Consider the following 17269-nt stretch of genomic DNA (forward strand, 5'->3'; position numbering starts at 1 on the left):
TAGCCGAGCGCAGTTCCTTGCGGTGGTCCGGGACGACGGCGGCCCGGTCGGTCAGGGGGCTCGTCGTCCGGTGGTCCCGGCGGTCGTGCCCCTCAGGTGCGCACGGAGGCGTCCGCGTCGGACTCCTCCTGTGCAGCTGTCTTTACTTCCTCCGGCTCGGCCGCGGCCTCGCCGGTCCCTTCGACTCCTGGGTCAGGCTCCGGCTCGGCCCGTGGGCCCGCCGGCGGTTCGTCGTCCTCTGGTCGCAGCCGCACCGACTCTTCCCTGGTGGGGAACCTTCGAGCCAGCACGATCGAGACCACCAGGGCCGCAAGGCCCAGCAGGATCGAGGTCCAGACGTTGAGGCGGAGCCCCAGCACCTGCTCCGCATCGTCGATGCGGAGCATCTCGATCCAGACCCGTCCGAGAGTGTAGAGCAGGACGTACGCCCAGAATACCCGCCCATGACCCAACCTGAACCGACGGTCGAGAAACAGCAGAACTCCGGCCATCAGGAGATTCCACAGGAGTTCGTACAGGAACGTCGGGTGGAAGAGCGTGCCCTCCGGGTACGCCACGCCCGTGGCCGGGTTCGACACCAGGTACTCGGCATCGATGTGCAGGCCCCAGGGCAGCTCGGTGGGCCGCCCGTACAGCTCCTGGTTGAACCAGTTGCCGAGACGGCCGACGGCCTGCGCGATCAACAGGCCCGGCGCCACGGCGTCGGCGAACGACGACAGCCGCACGCCCTGCCTGCGGCAGCCGATCCACGCGCCCACGGCGCCGAGCGCCACGGCGCCCCAGATGCCGAGGCCGCCCTCCCAGACGTAGAGCGCCTGGACGGGGTCACCCCCACCCGAGAAGTTCTCGCCGAAGTACCGGTCGGGCGACGAGAGGACGTGGTAGATCCGGCCCCCGACGATGCCGAACGGCACCGCCCAGAAGGTGATCTCCAGGACGTCGTCCGGGCTGCCCCCGCGCGCCTTCCACCGCCTGGCGGTCAGCCAGACGGCGAGCACGATGCCCGCGAGGATGGCCAGCGCGTAGGCGCGCAGCGGGAAGATCCCGAGGTACCAGGTGTGCTCGGCCGGGCTGGGGATCTGGGTCGCGGGAGCCCCGGGGAGCGCGGCGGACAACGCGGCAGGCAGCTCCACGGACAGAGCGGCCGGCAGTGCGGTCAGCAGCGTCACAGGGCCTCTCCGGAGGGGGTCGCACCGCCAGGCGTGGCGGCAGGGGGGTCGGTGGGCGCGGGAGCGCGAGCCGACCGTACCCCGGCGGCGAGGTCCTCCGTCACCCCGGCCAGATTCGTGAGACGGACCGCCCACTCGTCGTCCGGCAGCGGGCCCTCCGACAGGAGCGGACGGACCAGCGCCGAGCCGACGATGACGCCGTCGGCGAAGCGGCCGACCTGCGCGGCCTGCGCCCCCGTGGAGACGCCCAGGCCCACGCAGACGTTCGGCGCGCCGGCGGCACGCGTGTCGGTCACGAGCTGCTCGGCGCGCGAACCCACCTGGTTGCGCTCCCCCGTCACGCCCATGAGCGACGCCGCGTACACGAAACCGCGGGACTGGCCCACGGTCAGCCGCAGCCGCTCCGGCGTCGAGCTGGGGGCCACGAGGAACACGCGGTCGAGGCCGTGCGCCTCGCTCGCCGCGATCCAGTCGGCGCCCTCGTCCGGGATGAGGTCGGGCGTGATCAGCCCGGCGCCGCCCGCGGCGGCCAGGTCGCGCGCGAACGCGTCGGGGCCGTACTTGAGCACCGGGTTCCAGTACGTCATGACCAGCACGGGCACGTGCGGCGCGTACTCCGTCAGCTCGCGCACCACGCGGAACACGTCGCGCACCCGCGCGCCCGCGTCGAGCGCGCCCTGCGCGGCCGCCTGGATGACCGGGCCGTCGAGGACGGGGTCGGTGTACGGGATGCCGAGCTCGATGATGTCGACGCCGTGGTCCACGAGGGTCTTCAGCGCCTCGATCGACCGGTCGACCGTCGGGTAGCCCACCGGCAGGTAGCCCACCAGGGCGGGCCGGTTCTCCTGCGTGCGCAGGCGGGCGATCAGGTCGGCGGTGCCGGAGTGCGTGTCCGGACCCGTGGCCTGCTGCGTCACCGTGGTCATCCCCGGCCCTCCTGTCGTTCGAGCTCCTCGGCCGCGACGCCGTTGTCCGCGCCGTCCAGCAGCCCGAACCAGCGGGCCGCCGTCGCCACGTCCTTGTCGCCGCGACCGGACAGGTTCACCAGCAGCAGGAGCGGCTCGCCGTCGGGGCCGGTGCGGCCCTCGGCGGCCGCGGCCTGGCCCACGCGCAGCGCGCCCGCGAGGGCGTGCGCCGACTCGATGGCCGGGATGATGCCCTCGGTGCGGCACAGCAGGCGGAACGCCTCCATGGCCTCGTCGTCGGTCACGGGCTCGTACGTGGCCCGGCCCAGGTCGTGCAGCCAGGCGTGCGCCGGGCCGACGCTCGGGTAGTCCAGGCCCGCGGAGACCGAGTGGCTGGGCAGGGTCTGGCCGTCGTCGTCCTGCAGCAGGTACGAGCGCGCGCCGTGCAGCACGCCCAGCGCGCCGCCGCTGAACCGGGCCGCGTGCCGGCCGGACTCGATGCCCTCGCCGCCGGCCTCGAAGCCGCGCAGCTCCACGTCCTTGTCGTCGAGGAACGCGTTGAAGATGCCCAGCGCGTTGGAGCCGCCGCCCACGCACGCCGCGACGACGTCGGGCAGCCGGCCGGTGCGCTCCAGGATCTGCTCGCGCGCCTCCTCGCCGATGATGCGGTGGAACTGCCGCACCATCTCGGGGAACGGGTGCGGGCCCGTGACGGTGCCCAGCAGGTAGTGCGTCGTCTCGACGTTGGCGACCCAGTCGCGCAACGCCTCGTTGATCGCGTCCTTGAGCGTGCGCGAGCCGATCTTGACCGGCACGACCTCGGCGCCGAGCAGGCGCATCCGCGCCACGTTCAGCGCCTGCCGCCGGGTGTCCTCCTCGCCCATGTAGACCACGCACTCGAGGTCCATCAGGGCCGCCGCGGTGGCGGTCGCGACGCCGTGCTGGCCCGCCCCCGTCTCGGCGATGAGACGCTTCTTGCCCATGCGCTTGACGAGCAGGGCCTGGCCCAGCACGTTGTTGATCTTGTGCGAACCGGTGTGGTTGAGGTCCTCGCGCTTGAGGAAGACCCGCACAGCAGGCGCGGCCCCCTCGCCGCCGCCCGCGTGCGCGGCGAACCGCGGCACCTCGGTCAGCGGGCTCGGCCGGCCGGTGTACTCCCGGTGCAGGCGCTGCAGCTCGGCCGCGAACGCGGGGTCGTCGGCCGCCTTGCGGAACTCCGTGTCGAGCTCCTCGAGCGCGGCGATGAGCGCCTCGGGCACGAAGCGCCCGCCGTACTGGCCGAAGTACGGGCCGGAGACGTCGGAAAGCTTCACATCGGTCACCTCGGATCCCTTCAGGCCGGACGGACGGAGCGCAGCGACGGGTGCGAGCCCGCGGCGACGAGGTCGGCCACCGAGGCGCGCGGGGCGCCGTCGGTCACGAGCGCCTCGCCCACCAGGACGCCGTCCGCCCCGGCCCGGGCCATCTCCATCACGTCGTGCGGTCCGCGGATGCCGGACTCCGCGATCTTGACCACGTCGTCCGGGATGTACTCGGCGAGGCTGCGGAACAGGCCGCGGTCCAGCTCGAGGGTCTTCAGGTTGCGGGCGTTGACGCCCACGACGCGCGCCCCGGCGTCGACCGCCCGGCGCACCTCCTCGAGGTTGTGCGTCTCCACGAGCGCGGTCATGCCCAGCGAGTGCACCCGCTCGACCAGCGACTCGAGCACCGTCTGCTCCAGGGCCGCCACGATGATCAGGACCAGGTCTGCCCCGTGCGCACGCGCCTCCCACACCTGGTAGGGCGTGACGACGAAGTCCTTGCGCAGCACCGGGACGTCCACGCGACCACGCACCGCGTCCAGGTCCGCCAGCGAGCCGTGGAACCGGCGCTGCTCGGTGAGCACCGAGATCGCCGAGGCCCCGCCGGTCTCGTACTCGACCGCGAGCGCCGCCGGGTCGGCGATCTGGGCCAGGGAGCCCTTGCTGGGGCTCGAGCGCTTGACCTCGGCGATCACCGAGACGGCGTCCGCCTGCTTGAGGCGGCCGAGGCACTCGAGGGCCCCGGGCACCGCGTTGGCGCGCTCCTTGAGCGCGTCGAGAGGCACGCGTGCCTCACGCTCCGCGAGGTCCTCACGTACCCCCGCGACGATGTCCTCCAGGACCGACATGTAATGAGCCTCCCCGTGCCCTCTGCCCTCGGCATGCGGCCTCGTGCGCCTGATCACGCCCTACGACTGCTGGGGACCTGTGCCCCATGGCCATGGTAGGCGGATCCAGGGTGTGGTCCTGACCACTCCCGGACCGTGAGACGACGGCCCGTCAGATCCCGGGCGGACGCCGTCGGCGTCGTTCCCCGGAGATCGCCTGATCAGGGCCGGGATCAGAGCCAGGGGGTCAGGTACTGCTGCAGCCCGGGCAGATTTCGCGCCACGAAGAATGTGAGCGCGACCCCGAGCGTGACCCAGCCAGCCGTGCTCGACAGACCGCGGAACGGGCGCCCGCGGGCCGCCGCCACGAGCCAGGCCAGCCAGACGACGACCACCACCGGGGCGGTGACCGTCCACAGCGCGTTGGCCGACCAGGCGCCCGCCAGGTCGAGGTGCGCCAGGTCGTGCGTGGCGCGCAGCCCGCCGCACAGCGGGCAGGCCAGGCCGGTCAGCTCCAGCAGCGGGCAGAACCCGTAGGAGCCGGCCACGTGCGGGTCGCGGAGCGCGACCAGGAGGGTGGCCGCGCCGACGGCCGCCCCGGCCAGGACGGGCGCCCGCAGCGCGGGCGCCGTCCGCCGGACGGCCGGCTCAGGAATTCGACCCACCCGCCAGGAAGCGGACGACGACGAGCCCGATCACGACGACGAGGATCGCGAGGGACAGCCAGCCCAGCACGACGCCGGCCAGCGCCGTCCCCTCGTTGTTCGCGTCGCCGGCGCGGACGGCGCGGCGGCCCTGGTTGCCGATGATGATCGCGGGGATGCCCGTGAGGGCACCCAGGAGGAGCACGATCGACGCGATGCCCAGCACGAGCGACCAGACCCCCAGGTTGTTGCGGGGGTAGGCGGCGGACGGCGCGGCCATCTCCAGGGCGGTCATGGCACCGGTTACCGCTGGACCGTCTTCTGGCCCAGGCCCAGGTTGCGCAGGACCAGGCCGATGATGAGCGAGGCTCCGATGACGACGAAGCCGAGCACGAACAGGACCAGCCAGGCCGACCACGACTGGGCCACCACGACGCCCCACGAGGAGATCAGCACACCCAGCGTGATCCCGACCATCGTGACCCACGCGGCGACCGTGTGGCCGTGGTTGGTCGGCGGGACGCCCGGCGGGAGGTAGGCGATCTCAGGCTTGTTCTCGGTCATCGCAGGTTTGATGCCTTTCGTGTCGTGCGGTACGCGCCCAGCCTAACCGCTCGCGGCCGGGTCAGCGGCCCGTCGGGTCGTCGCCGCGGGACAGGGCGTCCCAGGCGTCGTGGGGGTCGATCTCGTCGTCGTCGGCCGGGGGCTCGTCGGGGGCGGTGCCAGCGCCGTCGTCGTCCGCGGGCGTGCTCGCGGCGGCGTCGGCCGGAGCCGTTCCCGGTGCTGTTCCGGGGGCGGCGGTGGTGGTGGCGGCCGCGCCGGCGGCCGGGGCCTGGCCCGCGCGCTCGTGCCGGCCCGACGTCGCCGTCCAGCCGCGGGCCGCGACGGCGCCCCACACGGCGACGGCCACGGCGAGCACGCCCGTGGCGACCGCGGCCCAGGGCCAGGCCGTCAGGACGACGGGCGACGTCAGCTCGGTGACGCCGCTCGAGGCGGACGCCGCGGCGGTGGCGGCGGGGGTCGGGTCCTGGATGACGACGAGCGTGCTGCCCACGACGAGCACGCCGGCCGCCGCGGCGACCACGAGCGCCACGTACCGGGCGACGCGCCCGGTGAGCGCGCACGCGATGCCCGCCGCCAGCAGCACGAGGGCGCCCGCCCCGACGCCCGGCGCGGCCGAGGTGCCGGACGCGGCGACCGCCACCTCGGGCTGCAGTGCCGTGGCCACCGTGGTGGTGATCCAGGTGGGCGAGCCCGTGCCGAAGGTCAGCGCGCCCAGCACGAGCAGGGCGAGGACGGTGCGGGTGCGGGTCATCGGTCGCCCCCGGTGGTCCGCGGCTCCGCCGCACGCGCCGCGGCACGCAGCGGCGTCAGGCGCGACGCGAGCTGGATGGCACGGACCGCGGCGGCGGCCTTGTTGCGCGACTCCTGGTACTCGGACGCGGGCACCGAGTCGGCCACGATACCGCCGCCCGCCTGCACGCTGGCGCGGCCGTCCGCGATGTACGCGGTGCGGATGGCGATCGCCATGTCCATGTTGCCGCCGAAGTCGAAGTAGCCGCACACCCCGCCGTAGATGCCGCGCGACGCGGGCTCCAGCTCGTCGATCAGCGCGATCGCCCGCGGCTTGGGCGCGCCGGAGAGGGTGCCCGCCGGGAACGTCGCCCGCAGGGCGTCCAGGGCGCCGAAGCCCGGCCGCAGCCGGCCCACGACGGTGGAGCACATGTGCATGATGTGGCTGAACCGCCGCACCTTCATGAACTCGACCACCTCGACGCTGGTGGGTTCACAGACCTTGACCATGTCGTTGCGGGACAGGTCGACGAGCATGATGTGCTCGGCCCGCTCCTTGGGGTCGGCCAGGAGCTCCTCGCCGAGCTCGGCGTCCTCCTCGGGGTGGGCGCCGCGCGGACGCGAGCCGGCGATCGGGTAGGTGGTGACGTGTCCGTCGTCCACCTTGACGAGCGTCTCCGGGCTGGAGCCCACGACGGCGAACTCGGCGCCGTCGGGCTTGGCCAGGTGGAAGTAGTACATGTACGGGCTCGGGTTGATCGTGCGCAGCGCCCGGTAGACGTCCAGCGGGTCGGCCGCGCAGTCCAGGTCCAGGCGCTGGGAGAGCACCACCTGGAACACCTCGCCGTCGCGGATCGCCTCCTTGCCCGCGAGCACCGCGTCCTCGAACTCCTCGCGCGTGGACCGGAACTCGAGTTGCGGCTCGGGCACGTCCTCGGCCACGACCGACGTGACGCGCGGCCCGCCGGCCGCGAGCTGCGCCTGCATGGTGTCCAGCCGTGCGACGGCGTCCGCGTAGGCCTCGTCGACGCGCTCGTCCGTGGCGTCCGCGTTGATGGCGTTGGCGACGAGCCAGACCGTGCCCTCCCGGTGGTCCACCACGGCAAGGTCCGTGGCCAGGCACAGGGAGAGCTCGGGCGCGCCCGTCTCGTCCGGGGCGGTCGCCGGGAGCGTGGGCTCCCAGTGCCGCACGACGTCCCAGCCCAGCACGCCGGCCAGGCCGCCGGTCAGCGGCGGCAGGTTCGCGACGCCGGGGGTGCGCAGGGCGGCCAGCGCGGCGTCGACCACGTCGACGACGTCGCCGCGCGTCGGGATGCCCACGGGCACGTCGCCGGTCCACACGGCCTGGCCGCCGTCGCTGGTCAGGGTCGCGCGCGAGGCGACGCCGACGAACGACCAGCGCGCCCAGACGCCGGACTCGGCCGACTCCAGGATGAACGTGCCCGGCCGGCCCTGGGCCAGGGTCCGGTAGAGCCCGACGGGCGTGGCGTCGTCCGCCAGCAGGGGGCGGACCACGGGGATCACGCGACGGTCGGTGGCCATCTCCCGGAACTCCGGCAGGCTCGGCCAGGTGCGACCCCAGGGCAGGTCGGCGGGTGCGGTCGCCGCGCGGGCCTCGTGGGTGTCGGGCTGGCTGTCGAGCTGGGTCACCGGGACTCCTTGTTCTGCGGGGTGGCGGGCTGGTTGCGGTCGCCGACCACGGCGCCCAGGTCTCCCCCGGCGACGAAGCACGTGCGGGCGCCCGTGTGGCACGCGGCGCCCACCTGGTCCACCTGGACCAGCAGCGCGTCGCCGTCGCAGTCGATGCTCACCGCCTTGACGTACTGGGCGTGGCCGGACGTGTCGCCCTTGCGCCAGTACTCCGCACGGCTGCGGGACCAGAACGTCACCCGCCCCTGCGTGAGGGTACGGCGCAGGGCCTCGTCGTCCATCCAGCCGACCATGAGCACCTCGCCCGTGTCGTGCTGCTGGACGACGGCGGCGACCAGGCCGGCGTCGTCGCGCTTGAGTCGGGCGGAGATCGTGGGATCGAGAACTTCGGGCACCTGAGAATCCTGCCACGTCATGGGCCGACGGCGATGTGATGTCCGCCGCCGGCCCCGATCCGTGACGGGAGCGAACCGGCACTACCGGGTCTGGGCCACCCAGCTCGCGTGCATCCGGGCGTAGATGCCGTCCGCCGCGACCAGCTCGGCGTGAGGGCCGACCTCGGCGACGTGGCCCTGGTCTACCACGACCACCAGGTCGGACGCCTCGGCGGTGGAGAGCCGGTGCGCGATGGTGATCGTGGACCGCCCCGCGGTCAGGGAGTCCAGGGCCCGCGCGATGCGCACCTCGGTCGCGGGGTCCACGGCCGACGTCGCCTCGTCGAGCACCAGCAGGTCCGGCTGCGCCAGGTAGGCCCGCGCGATCGCGACGAGCTGCCGCTCCCCCGCGGACAGCGCCTCGCCCCGCTGGCCGACGGCCGTCTCGAGCCCGTCGGGCAGGTCCGCCACCCAGTCGGCCAGGCCGAGCTCGGCGAAGGCGCGCTCGACGGCCACGCGGTGCCCGGCGGCGGGCTCGTCGTCCTCGGCGGAGGCCCCGGAGGGCGCCTCCAGCGGCGCCCGCAGGCCGTAGGCCGCGTTCTCGAGCACCGTGCCGTCGAAGAGGAAACCCTCCTGCGGCACCAGCACCACGCGCTCGCGCAGCGAGGCGAAGCTCACGTCGCGCAGGTCCGTGCCGTCGAGCTCCACGACGCCCGCCGTCGGGTCCATGAGCCGGGTGACGAGCTTGGCGACGGTCGTCTTGCCCGAGCCGGTCTGCCCGACCACGGCCACCTTGGTGCGCGGCGGCAGGTCCAGCGTCACGCCGTGCAGCACCTCGGGGCCGCCCGGGTAGGCGAACCGGACGTCGCGCAGCGTCACGTGCGCCGGCCCGCGCTCCTGGGTCACGGCGTCCGGCTTCTCGGCCACCTGGACCGGCGTCTCGATGACGGCGATGACGCGCCGCCAGCCGGCCACGGCGTTCTGCAGCTCGTTGAGGATCTCGGTGGCCATCTGCACCGGGCCGGTGAAGAGCTGCACCAGGAACAGGAAGGCGACGAGCTGGCCCGCCGTCAGGCCGCCGCCCACGCCCAGCAGCGTGCCCACGACCACCACGACGGCGAGCACCAGGTTGGAGATGAGCACGCCCGACGAGAACGTCGCCGCGACCAGCACCTGGGACCGGGCCTGGGCGCTGCGGGTCGCCTCGACGGCGCCGCCGATCCGGCGCCCGGTGCGCTCGGCCACACCGTAGGCGCGCACCGTCTCGGCGCCCACCACGGACTCCGAGATGGCGCCGAGCATCGCACCGACCCGCTCGCGCACCAGGGTGTACGCGCGGTTCACGTACTTCTGGCCGTACCGGATCACGAGAAACATCGGCACGAAGGCGATCCAGACCACGGCGGTCAGGATCGGCGAGTAGACCAGCATCAGCCCGGTCGCCACGAGCACCTGCAGCACGTTGACGAGCAGCATGATGCCGCCCCACTGCACGAACAGGGAGACCGTGTCGACGTCGTTGGTCACGCGCGAGACCAGCGCGCCGCGGCGCTCGGTGTTCTGCGTGAGGGTCGAGAGGTCGTGCACGTGCCGGAACGCCTTGACGCGCAACGTCGCCAGCCCGGCCTCGGCCGAGCGGAACAGGCGCACGTTGACGAGCGCGGCGCACAGCGCGGCCAGCACGAGCGCCCCCGTCGCGAGGGACGCGAGCAGCGCCACCTGGCCGACGTCGGGCCCGCCGTCGGCCAGGATGCCGACGTCGATCGTCTGCTGCACCGCGAGCGGCACGACCACGCGGCCCGCGGCCGCGAGGGACGCGAGCAGGAGCGTGACCCAGAGGCCCCGCGTGATCTCGGGGCTGATCTCGATGCCGCGGCGCAGGGTCGCGAACACGCCCAGGCTGCTGGCCGACTCGATGCGGGCACCGTCGGCGTCGAGCAGGTCCTCGGGCACGTCGGTCACGTCGGGCTCGTCCGTCACCGCGGTCATCGGGCCACCTCCTCCAGCTCGTCGTCCAGCGTCCCGGCGGCGGCCTCGTCGGCCCGTTCCTGCGCGCGGCGCTCGGTCTCGGCCTCGTAGGCCGTGGCCAGCGCGCGGTAGCCGGGGTCGCGCGCCATGAGCTCGTCGTGCGTGCCGACGTCGACCACGCGGCCGCCGTCGACGTGGACCACCCGGTCCGCGAGCGCCACCGACGACATGCGGTAGGCGACCATGATCACGGTGGTGCCGGGGGTGGCGGGTCCGACGGCGTCGTCGTCGCCGGCCACATCGTCGGTCCGGGCGGCCAGGCCCCGCAGGATCTCCTGCTCCACGCGGGGGTCGACGGCGCTGGTCGCGTCGTCGAGCACGAGCAGGCGCGGGCCGCGGACCAGGGCGCGTGCGATGGCGAGGCGCTGCCGCTGTCCGCCGGACAGGTTGGCGCCGCGCTCGCCCAGCGGCGCGTCGAGGCCGCCGGCCATGTCGCGGACGGTCTCCTCCAGGCGGGCGAGCCGCAGGGCGTCCCACACCTCGTCGTCCGACGGCGCCCCGGGGGCGCCCGCGTCGGCGAGCGTGACGTTGCCGCGCACGGTGTCCTCGAAGATGAAGGTGGACTGCGTGACGAGCGCGACGTGGGCGGGGATCTCGCCGTCGGCCAGGGTGCGGGCGTCGACGCCGTCGAGCAGCACCTGCCCGCGCGTCGGGTCGGACAGCCGGGCCAGGAGGCTCACGAGGGTGGTCTTGCCGGCCCCCGTGGTGCCGACGACGGCGACCGTGGCGCCCGGCCGGACGTCGACGTCCACGCCGTCGAGCAGGGTGATCGAGCGGCCGACCGCCCCGCTGGTCGCGGGGACGTCGACGCCCACGTCCGCCAGGCGCACCGCCAGGCCGGCCGGTCGGTCGGCCCGCGGCAGGCGGGCGTCGCCGTGGGTAAGGGCGCCGGTCGCGTCGGCGACTGCCGCGATCCGCTCGTAGCCGACCAGGGCGCGCGGCAGCTCGCCGAGCACCCAGCCGAACGCCTGCACGGGCACGGTCATCATGGTGAGCAGGTAGGCCGCGGTGACGAGGTCGCCCGGTTCGACGGCGCCCGTGGAGATGCGCCAGGTGCCGACGCCGAGCACGAGCAGGGTGCCGATCGACGGCAGGGTCTGGATCACGGGGTCGAACAGCGAGCGGACGATGCCGACCCGCACGTTCGCGGCGCGCAGCTCCTGCGTCCGGGCGCCGAACCGGCTCTCCTCGCGGTCCTCGGTGCCGAGCGCCTTGACGAGCAGGGCGGCCTCGAAGCTCTCGTGCGCGACGTCGGCCACGTCGCCGCGGAGGCGCTGCGCCCGGGTCACGGCCGGGGACATGTGCCGCTGGTAGACGGCGTTGACGGCCACGGTGACGGGGATGACGGCGAGCGCCGCGAGCGCCAGCCACGGGTCGATCGACACGAGCAGCACCACGGAGACACCGATCATGACCACGACGCCGAGCGCGAACGGCAGCGGGTTGAAGACGCCGGTAGCGGCCTCGGTGTCCGAGGTGGTGTGGTTCAGGAGCTGGCCGGCGGGGTGCGAGCGGTGCCAGGAGCCGGGCAGCCGCAGGTACTGCCGGGTCAGGGCGGTGCGGTGGTCGGCCTGGATGCGGACGACGCCGTAGCCCGCCCAGATCCGGCGGCCGGCGACGGACAGGGCGAGCATGAGCGCGACGGCCCCGAGCACGAGCCCGGCGAGCCAGACCCGGTCGCGGGCGCCCTCGTCGCCCGCGATGGCCGGGACGACGACGGAGTCGGTGGCCCAGCCGACCGCGCGGCTCACGCCGACGGTCAGGGCGCCGAAGAGCCCGGAGGCGCCCACGGCGAGCAGGTAGATGCCGGGGTGCGAACGCATCCCGCGCCACATGAGCGAGATCGACCGGCGCACACGAGAGCCCGTGAGGGCCATCGGGGTGGGTCGCGGGGCATCTGGGGGCACGGCAAGACCTCGCTTCCTGGGGGGACCGCACAATTTTCTCATGGCGCGGGAATCGATTCGACGGATTTACGCCCTGGGCGTCGCCGACGCTATGACCTCAACGTCGCTTGAGGTCAAGGAAGTCCCGCGGGACGGCCCGGCGGGGTCCCGGCGGACGCCGGGGCGGGGTCTCAGCGGATGTCGGCCCGGCGTCTCAGCGGACGTCGATGCCCGCGGCGCGCATCGCGTCCTTGACCTGGCCCACCGTCAGCGCGCCGAAGTGGAACACCGACGCCGCGAGGACGGCGTCCGCGCCCGCCCGGGCCGCCTCGACGAAGTGCTCCGGCGTGCCCGCGCCGCCCGAGGCGACCAGCGGCACGTGCACGCGCTCGCGCACGGCGTGCAGCATCTCCAGGTCGAACCCCGCGGTGGTGCCGTCGGCGTCCATCGAGTTGAGCAGGATCTCGCCCGCGCCCAGCTTCGCGGCGCGCTCGGCCCACTCCACGGCGTCGATCCCGGTGCCGCGCCGCCCGCCGTGCGTGGTGACCTCGTAGCCCGACGGCGTCGTGGCGTCGCCGGTGACGCGGCGCGCGTCGACGCTCAGGGTCAGCACCTGGGAGCCGAACCGCTGCGCGATCTCGGAGATGAGCTCCGGGCGCGCGATGGCCGCGGTGTTCACGCCCACCTTGTCCGCGCCGGCCCGCAGCAGCCGGTCGACGTCGTCCGTGGAGCGCACGCCGCCGCCCACCGTGAGCGGCACGAAGACCTGCTCGGCGGTGCGCCGCACCACGTCGACCATGGTCTCGCGGTCGCCCGACGAGGCCGACACGTCGAGGAACGTGAGCTCGTCGGCGCCCTCCGCGTCGTAGCGGCCCGCGAGCTCGACCGGGTCCCCGGCGTCGCGCAGGTCGGCGAAGTTGACGCCCTTGACCACTCGGCCTGCGTCGACGTCCAGGCACGGGATCACTCGGATCGCGACGGACATCAGCCCTCCTTCTTCTTCGGCTGTTCGTCATCCGCGACGGCCTTGTGCGCGTCGAGGATGTCGACCACGTACACCATGGTCTCGCCGGCCAGCTCGCTGGCGGTGTTCGCGAACCCGCTGTCCGGCGGCACGACCAGCATCACCTGGGACCCGACGGTCTGCTCCAGGAGGCCCTGGTCCCAGCCGTCGACGAGGCGCCCGATGCCGATCTCGGCGGACTGGGGCGGGGTGCCCTCGGTCCAGGTCGTGTCGACGACCTTGCCGTCGCTCCACCGGACGGCGGTGAACTCCACGGTCAGGATCTGGCCGGCCAGCACCTGCGGGCCCGTGCCGCGCAGCAGCGGGTGCACCACCAGGTCGGACGGCGGCTGCACGCCCCGCGGGACGCGCACGGTCGGGGCGCCGAGGTCGTCGAGGCGCACCTGCGGCAGGTCCTTGCCCGGCGGCACACCCTCCCGGCCCGCCGCGCGGGCCGGCAGCACATCGACCACCAGCAGCACCGGGACGCCGTCCTGCTCCTCCATGAGCGCGAGGCGCGTGCCGACGCGGCGGCCCTCCAGCGCGGCGAAGAGGTGGTTGCCGAGCGACTTCTCGGTCATGGTGTACCCGGCGGGCGCGGTGCGGAACGTGTTCTGCAGCTCCGTGCCGTCGCGCCCGTCCTGGGCGTAGAGGTTCAGGAGCACCGGGTCGTCGCGCTCCAGCACGTCCCCCGTGCCGGGCCAGACCATGCGCGTGCTCGGCCGCACCACCGTGAACGGCTTCTCGTACTCAAGCGTGGGCGGGGCACCGCTCGCGCCCGTGACCTGCAGCGGCTGCTGCGACGCCGACGAGGTCGGGGCGGGGCCCACCTCCACCGGGAGCGAGGCCGGCGCGCACGCGGCCGTCACGGCCACCGTCGCCGCCGCCAGCGCACCGACGAGGACGCGTACCCAGGAACTCACCCGGGAAGTCTCCCATGCCGGGGCAGCAGTCCCGGAACTGGAGTCGCGGAACTGGAGCCCCGGAACTGGAGTCCCGAGACAGAGCCGCCCCGGGACCGGCCGTCGGCCGGTCCCGGGGCGGCGCGGACCGTCACATGCTCTCGATGAGCCGCTCCACGCGGTCGTCCACGCTCTTGAACGGGTCCTTGCACAGCACGGTGCGCTGCGCCTGGTCGTTGAGCTTGAGGTGCACCCAGTCGACCGTGTAGTCGCGGCGTGCCTCCTGCGCCGCGCGCACGAAGTCGCCGCGCAGCTTGGCCCGGGTGGTCTGCGGCGGCAGCGCCGTCGACTCGAAGACCTCCAGGTCCGTGGTGACCCGCTCCACCATGCCGCGCGCCGCGAGCAGGTTGTACAGGCCCTCGGTGCGCGAGATGTCGTGGTAGGCCAGGTCCAACCGGGCGATGCGCGGGTCGTCGAGCCCCAGGTCGTGCTTCTCCTGGTAGCGCTTGATCAGCTTGAGCTTGATGACCCAGTCCAGCTCCCGGTCCACGAGGGACAGGTTCTCCGCCTGCAGGGCGCGCAGCCCGCGCTCCCACAGGTCGAGCACCTGCTTGACCACCGGGGTGACCTCGAGGTTGGCCTCCACGAGCTCGCGGGCGCGCTCGTAGTACTCCGACTGGATCTCGATCGCCGTCATGGTCCGGCCGTTGGCCAGCGTCACCGCGTGCTTGCCCGTGCGGTCGTGGCTGATCTCCCGGATGGCCCGGATCGGGTTCTCCAGCGTGAGGTCCCGCATGGGGACGCCCGCCTCGACCAGGCGCAGCACCAGGTCGGTGGTGCCCACCTTGAGCATCGTGGTGGGCTCCGCCATCGACGAGTCGCCCACGATGACATGCAGCCTGCGGTACAGCTCGGCGTCCGCGTGCGGCTCGTCGCGCGTGTTGATGATCGGCCGGGACCGGGTGGTGGCGCTGGAGACGGCCTCCCAGATGTGGTCGGCGCGCTGCGAGAGGCAGAACACCGCGCCACGCGGCGTCGAGAGCACCTTGCCCGCCCCGACCAGGATCTGGCGGGTGATGAGGAACGGCACGAGCACGTCGGACAGCCGCGAGAAGTCGCCCGACCGCCGCACCAGGTAGTTCTCGTGGCAGCCGTAGGAGTTGCCCGCCGAGTCGGTGTTGTTCTTGAACAGGTGGATGCGTCCCGGCAGGTCCTCGTGCTCCAGACGCTGTTGTGCGTCGGCCACGAGGCCCTCCAGGATGCGTTCGCCGCCCCGGTCGTACGAGACGAGCTGGCGCACGTCGTCGCACTCCGCCGTCGCGTACTCCGGGTGCGAGCCGACGTCGAGGTAGAGGCGGGAGCCGTTCCTCAGGAACACGTTCGAGGAACGGCCCCACGCCACCACCTTCCGGAACAGGTAGCGGGCGACCTCGTCAGCCGACAGGCCACGCCCGTCGTCGGCCGCACAGGTGACGCCGTACTCGGTCTCGAGACCGAAGATCCTGCGGTCCATGGATTCCCCTCCCTGTTCGCGGAACCTGGTGCTATCGGTCGGCGCCGGGCGTGGTGCCGGAGGCGTCCGGCCCCTCGTCCGGCTTCTCCTGAGTCGGGGAGTCCTCGGCGGGCTCGTCGGCGGGCTGGTCGGCGGGTGTCTCCGGCGGAACCGTGTCCGGCGTGCCGAGGCCCGGGGTCGCCGCCCCGACCGCGACGTCGCCCGCCGGCGGGAGGTCGTCGGCGGGAGCCTCGCCCGACGGCGTCGCCGCGCCCTCGGCCAGCAGGTCGGCCAGGACCTGCCGGTTCAGCCGGCGGAAGGCCCGGCGCGGGCGGTCCCGCTCCAGGACCGCCACCTCGAGCTGGGCCGCCTCGATCGTGCGCGGCGTCGAACCGTCGCCCGAGCCGAGCGCCGCCACGGCGAGCCGCAGCGCCTCCCCCAGCGACAGGTCCGCGCGCCAGCCCTCCTTGACGCGCCGGCCGAGCTGCTCGGCCTGCCCGCCCATGACGACGAAGCCGTGCTCGTCGGCCACGGTGCCGTCGTAGGTGAGCCGGTAGATCTGGTCGTCCGCTGGCTGGGCGCCCACCTCGGCGACGACGATCTCCACCTCGAGCGGCTTCGACTCGGTGATGAAGACCGTGCCGAGCGTCTGCGCGTACGCGTTCGCCAGGCCGCGCGCCGTCACGTCGGAACGGTCGTACGAGTACCCGCGCATGTCGGCGTACCGCACGCCGGCCACCCGCAGGTTCTCGAACTCGTTGTACTTGCCCACGGCCGCGAACGCGATGCGGTCGTAGATCTCCGAGATCTTGTGCAGCGCACGCGAGGGGTTCTCCGTGGCGAAGGCGATCCCGCCCTCGTACGCGAGCACGATGACGGACCGGCCGCGGGCGATGCCCTTCCGGGCGAAGTCAGCCCGGTCCTTCATCAGCTGCTCGGGCGAGACGTAGAACGGCATGTTCATGCGATCGACCCCCTCTCGCGGCGCTGCGCCACGATCTGCTCCGCCACGCGGGAGATCTCCGCCTCCTCGATGCGCTGGTAACCGTCCACGGTCACGGTGGCGACCACCGGGAAGATGCCGCGCACCGTGTCCGGCCCGCCGGTCGCCGAGTCGTCGTCGGCCGCGTCGTACAGCGCCTCGACCGCGACCTCGACCGCGGCGTCCGCGTCCATGCCCCGGCGCCACAGCTTCTTCAGCGCGCCGCGGGCGAAGAGCGAGCCGGAGCCCACGCCGTGGTGCTCGTGCTCCTCGTACCGGCCGCCGGTGGCGTCGTAGCTGAAGATCCGGCCCGTGTCCTTGTCCAGGTCGTAGCCCGCGAACAGGGGCACGACCGCCAGCCCCTGCATCGCCATGGACAGGTTGCCGCGCAGCATCGTGGCCAGGCGGTTCGCCTTGCCCGTGAGCGACAGCAGCGAGCCCTCGATCTTCTCGTAGTGCTCCAGCTCGAGCTGGAACAGCCGGACCAGCTCCAGCCCGATGCCCGCCGAGCCGGCGATGCCGACCGCCGAGTACTCGTCGGCCGGGAACACCTTCTCGATGCTGCGGCTGGCGATCATCGGGCCGGCCGTGGCGCGCCGGTCACCGGCCAGCAGGACGCCGCCGTCGAAGGTCAGCGCCACGATCGTGGTGGCGTGCGGGGACAGGGTCGCCGGATCGGTCATGCCCGCGGGCAGGGACCGGTTCCCGGGCAGGCGGTCGGGGGCGTGCTCGGCCAGGAAGTCCACGAAGGACGACGATCCCGGACGCAGGAAGGCGTCCGGGAGTCGTCCTGCGGTGCGGTCTGCGTTCAGG

16 protein-coding genes and 1 pseudogene are annotated in these 17269 nt (G+C 73.5%); all 17 read right to left on the reverse strand.

The genetic code is table 11. The features are described 5' to 3' along the window. Nucleotides 1–92: 92 nt before the first annotated feature. The 17 genes and pseudogenes from lgt to prcB all read right to left on the reverse strand — a co-directional run bounded on the left by lgt (nt 93) and on the right by prcB (nt 17268). Nucleotides 93–1169, reverse strand: a complete 1077-nt coding sequence (gene lgt, locus ACZ7LE_RS11405; protein ID WP_400547181.1) for a prolipoprotein diacylglyceryl transferase — start codon at nt 1167–1169, stop codon at nt 93–95. Then, nucleotides 1166–2095 carry a tryptophan synthase subunit alpha gene (trpA, locus tag ACZ7LE_RS11410; RefSeq protein ID WP_470403405.1) on the reverse strand — a complete coding sequence of 310 codons (930 nt, stop codon included), beginning with the start codon at nt 2093–2095 and terminating at the stop codon, nt 1166–1168. Before trpA ends, lgt begins: the two co-directional genes overlap by 4 nt. Then, nucleotides 2092–3396 (reverse strand): tryptophan synthase subunit beta, encoded by a 1305-nt coding sequence (gene trpB, locus ACZ7LE_RS11415; RefSeq protein ID WP_470403406.1) that lies wholly within the window; start codon nt 3394–3396, stop codon nt 2092–2094. The genes trpA and trpB overlap by 4 nt, the downstream gene beginning before the upstream one ends. Before the next feature lie 11 nt (nt 3397–3407). Continuing rightward, the gene (trpC, locus tag ACZ7LE_RS11420) at nt 3408–4223 is read right to left on the reverse strand and encodes an indole-3-glycerol phosphate synthase TrpC (RefSeq protein ID WP_470403407.1); all 816 of its coding nucleotides are present in this window, start codon (nt 4221–4223) and stop codon (nt 3408–3410) included. A gap of 212 nt (nt 4224–4435) precedes the next feature. Then, on the reverse strand, nt 4436–4867 hold the full coding sequence (locus ACZ7LE_RS11425; protein ID WP_470403408.1) for a DUF2752 domain-containing protein: 432 nt from the start codon (nt 4865–4867) through the stop codon (nt 4436–4438). Next, nucleotides 4851–5141: a DUF4190 domain-containing protein gene (locus tag ACZ7LE_RS11430; RefSeq protein ID WP_470403409.1), complete on the reverse strand. Its 291-nt coding sequence runs from the start codon at nt 5139–5141 to the stop codon at nt 4851–4853. The genes ACZ7LE_RS11425 and ACZ7LE_RS11430 overlap by 17 nt, the downstream gene beginning before the upstream one ends. A gap of 8 nt (nt 5142–5149) precedes the next feature. After that, nucleotides 5150–5410, reverse strand: a complete 261-nt coding sequence (locus ACZ7LE_RS11435; RefSeq protein ID WP_470403410.1) for an HGxxPAAW family protein — start codon at nt 5408–5410, stop codon at nt 5150–5152. Nucleotides 5411–5471: 61 nt separating this feature from the next. Continuing rightward, the gene (locus ACZ7LE_RS11440; protein ID WP_470403411.1) at nt 5472–6161 is read right to left on the reverse strand and encodes a Trp biosynthesis-associated membrane protein; all 690 of its coding nucleotides are present in this window, start codon (nt 6159–6161) and stop codon (nt 5472–5474) included. After that, nucleotides 6158–7789 (reverse strand): anthranilate synthase component I, encoded by a 1632-nt coding sequence (locus ACZ7LE_RS11445; RefSeq protein WP_470403412.1) that lies wholly within the window; start codon nt 7787–7789, stop codon nt 6158–6160. The genes ACZ7LE_RS11440 and ACZ7LE_RS11445 overlap by 4 nt, the downstream gene beginning before the upstream one ends. Then, complete coding sequence (gene hisI / locus ACZ7LE_RS11450; protein ID WP_470403413.1) at nt 7786–8205, reverse strand: phosphoribosyl-AMP cyclohydrolase; 420 nt, start codon at nt 8203–8205, stop codon at nt 7786–7788. The genes ACZ7LE_RS11445 and hisI overlap by 4 nt, the downstream gene beginning before the upstream one ends. Nucleotides 8206–8265: 60 nt before the next feature. Then, a complete protein-coding gene (locus tag ACZ7LE_RS11455; RefSeq protein WP_470403414.1) occupies nt 8266–10152 on the reverse strand; it encodes an ABC transporter ATP-binding protein in 1887 nt (628 codons plus the stop codon). Beyond that, complete coding sequence (locus ACZ7LE_RS11460; protein WP_470403415.1) at nt 10149–12014, reverse strand: ABC transporter ATP-binding protein; 1866 nt, start codon at nt 12012–12014, stop codon at nt 10149–10151. The genes ACZ7LE_RS11455 and ACZ7LE_RS11460 overlap by 4 nt, the downstream gene beginning before the upstream one ends. A gap of 277 nt (nt 12015–12291) precedes the next feature. Further along, on the reverse strand, nt 12292–13062 hold the full coding sequence (gene hisF / locus ACZ7LE_RS11465) for an imidazole glycerol phosphate synthase subunit HisF (protein WP_470403416.1): 771 nt from the start codon (nt 13060–13062) through the stop codon (nt 12292–12294). Continuing rightward, entirely contained in the window at nt 13062–14003 is a 942-nt protein-coding gene (locus tag ACZ7LE_RS11470) for an FKBP-type peptidyl-prolyl cis-trans isomerase (RefSeq protein WP_470403417.1), read from the reverse strand. Before ACZ7LE_RS11470 ends, hisF begins: the two co-directional genes overlap by 1 nt. 130 nt (nt 14004–14133) lie before the next feature. Continuing rightward, entirely contained in the window at nt 14134–15495 is a 1362-nt protein-coding gene (gene pafA, locus ACZ7LE_RS11475; protein ID WP_020014731.1) for a Pup--protein ligase, read from the reverse strand. 229 nt (nt 15496–15724) lie between these two features. Further along, a pseudogene (gene prcA / locus ACZ7LE_RS11480) lies at nt 15725–16438 on the reverse strand (proteasome subunit alpha); the annotation flags it as partial. Then, nucleotides 16435–17268, reverse strand: coding sequence for a proteasome subunit beta (gene prcB, locus ACZ7LE_RS11485; RefSeq protein WP_470404538.1), 834 nt, complete (start codon nt 17266–17268; stop codon nt 16435–16437). The gene prcB and the pseudogene prcA, both read right to left, overlap by 4 nt. Nucleotide 17269: the final 1 nt, after the last annotated feature.

It is taken from the genome of Promicromonospora sp. NPDC110617, from assembly GCF_055598465.1.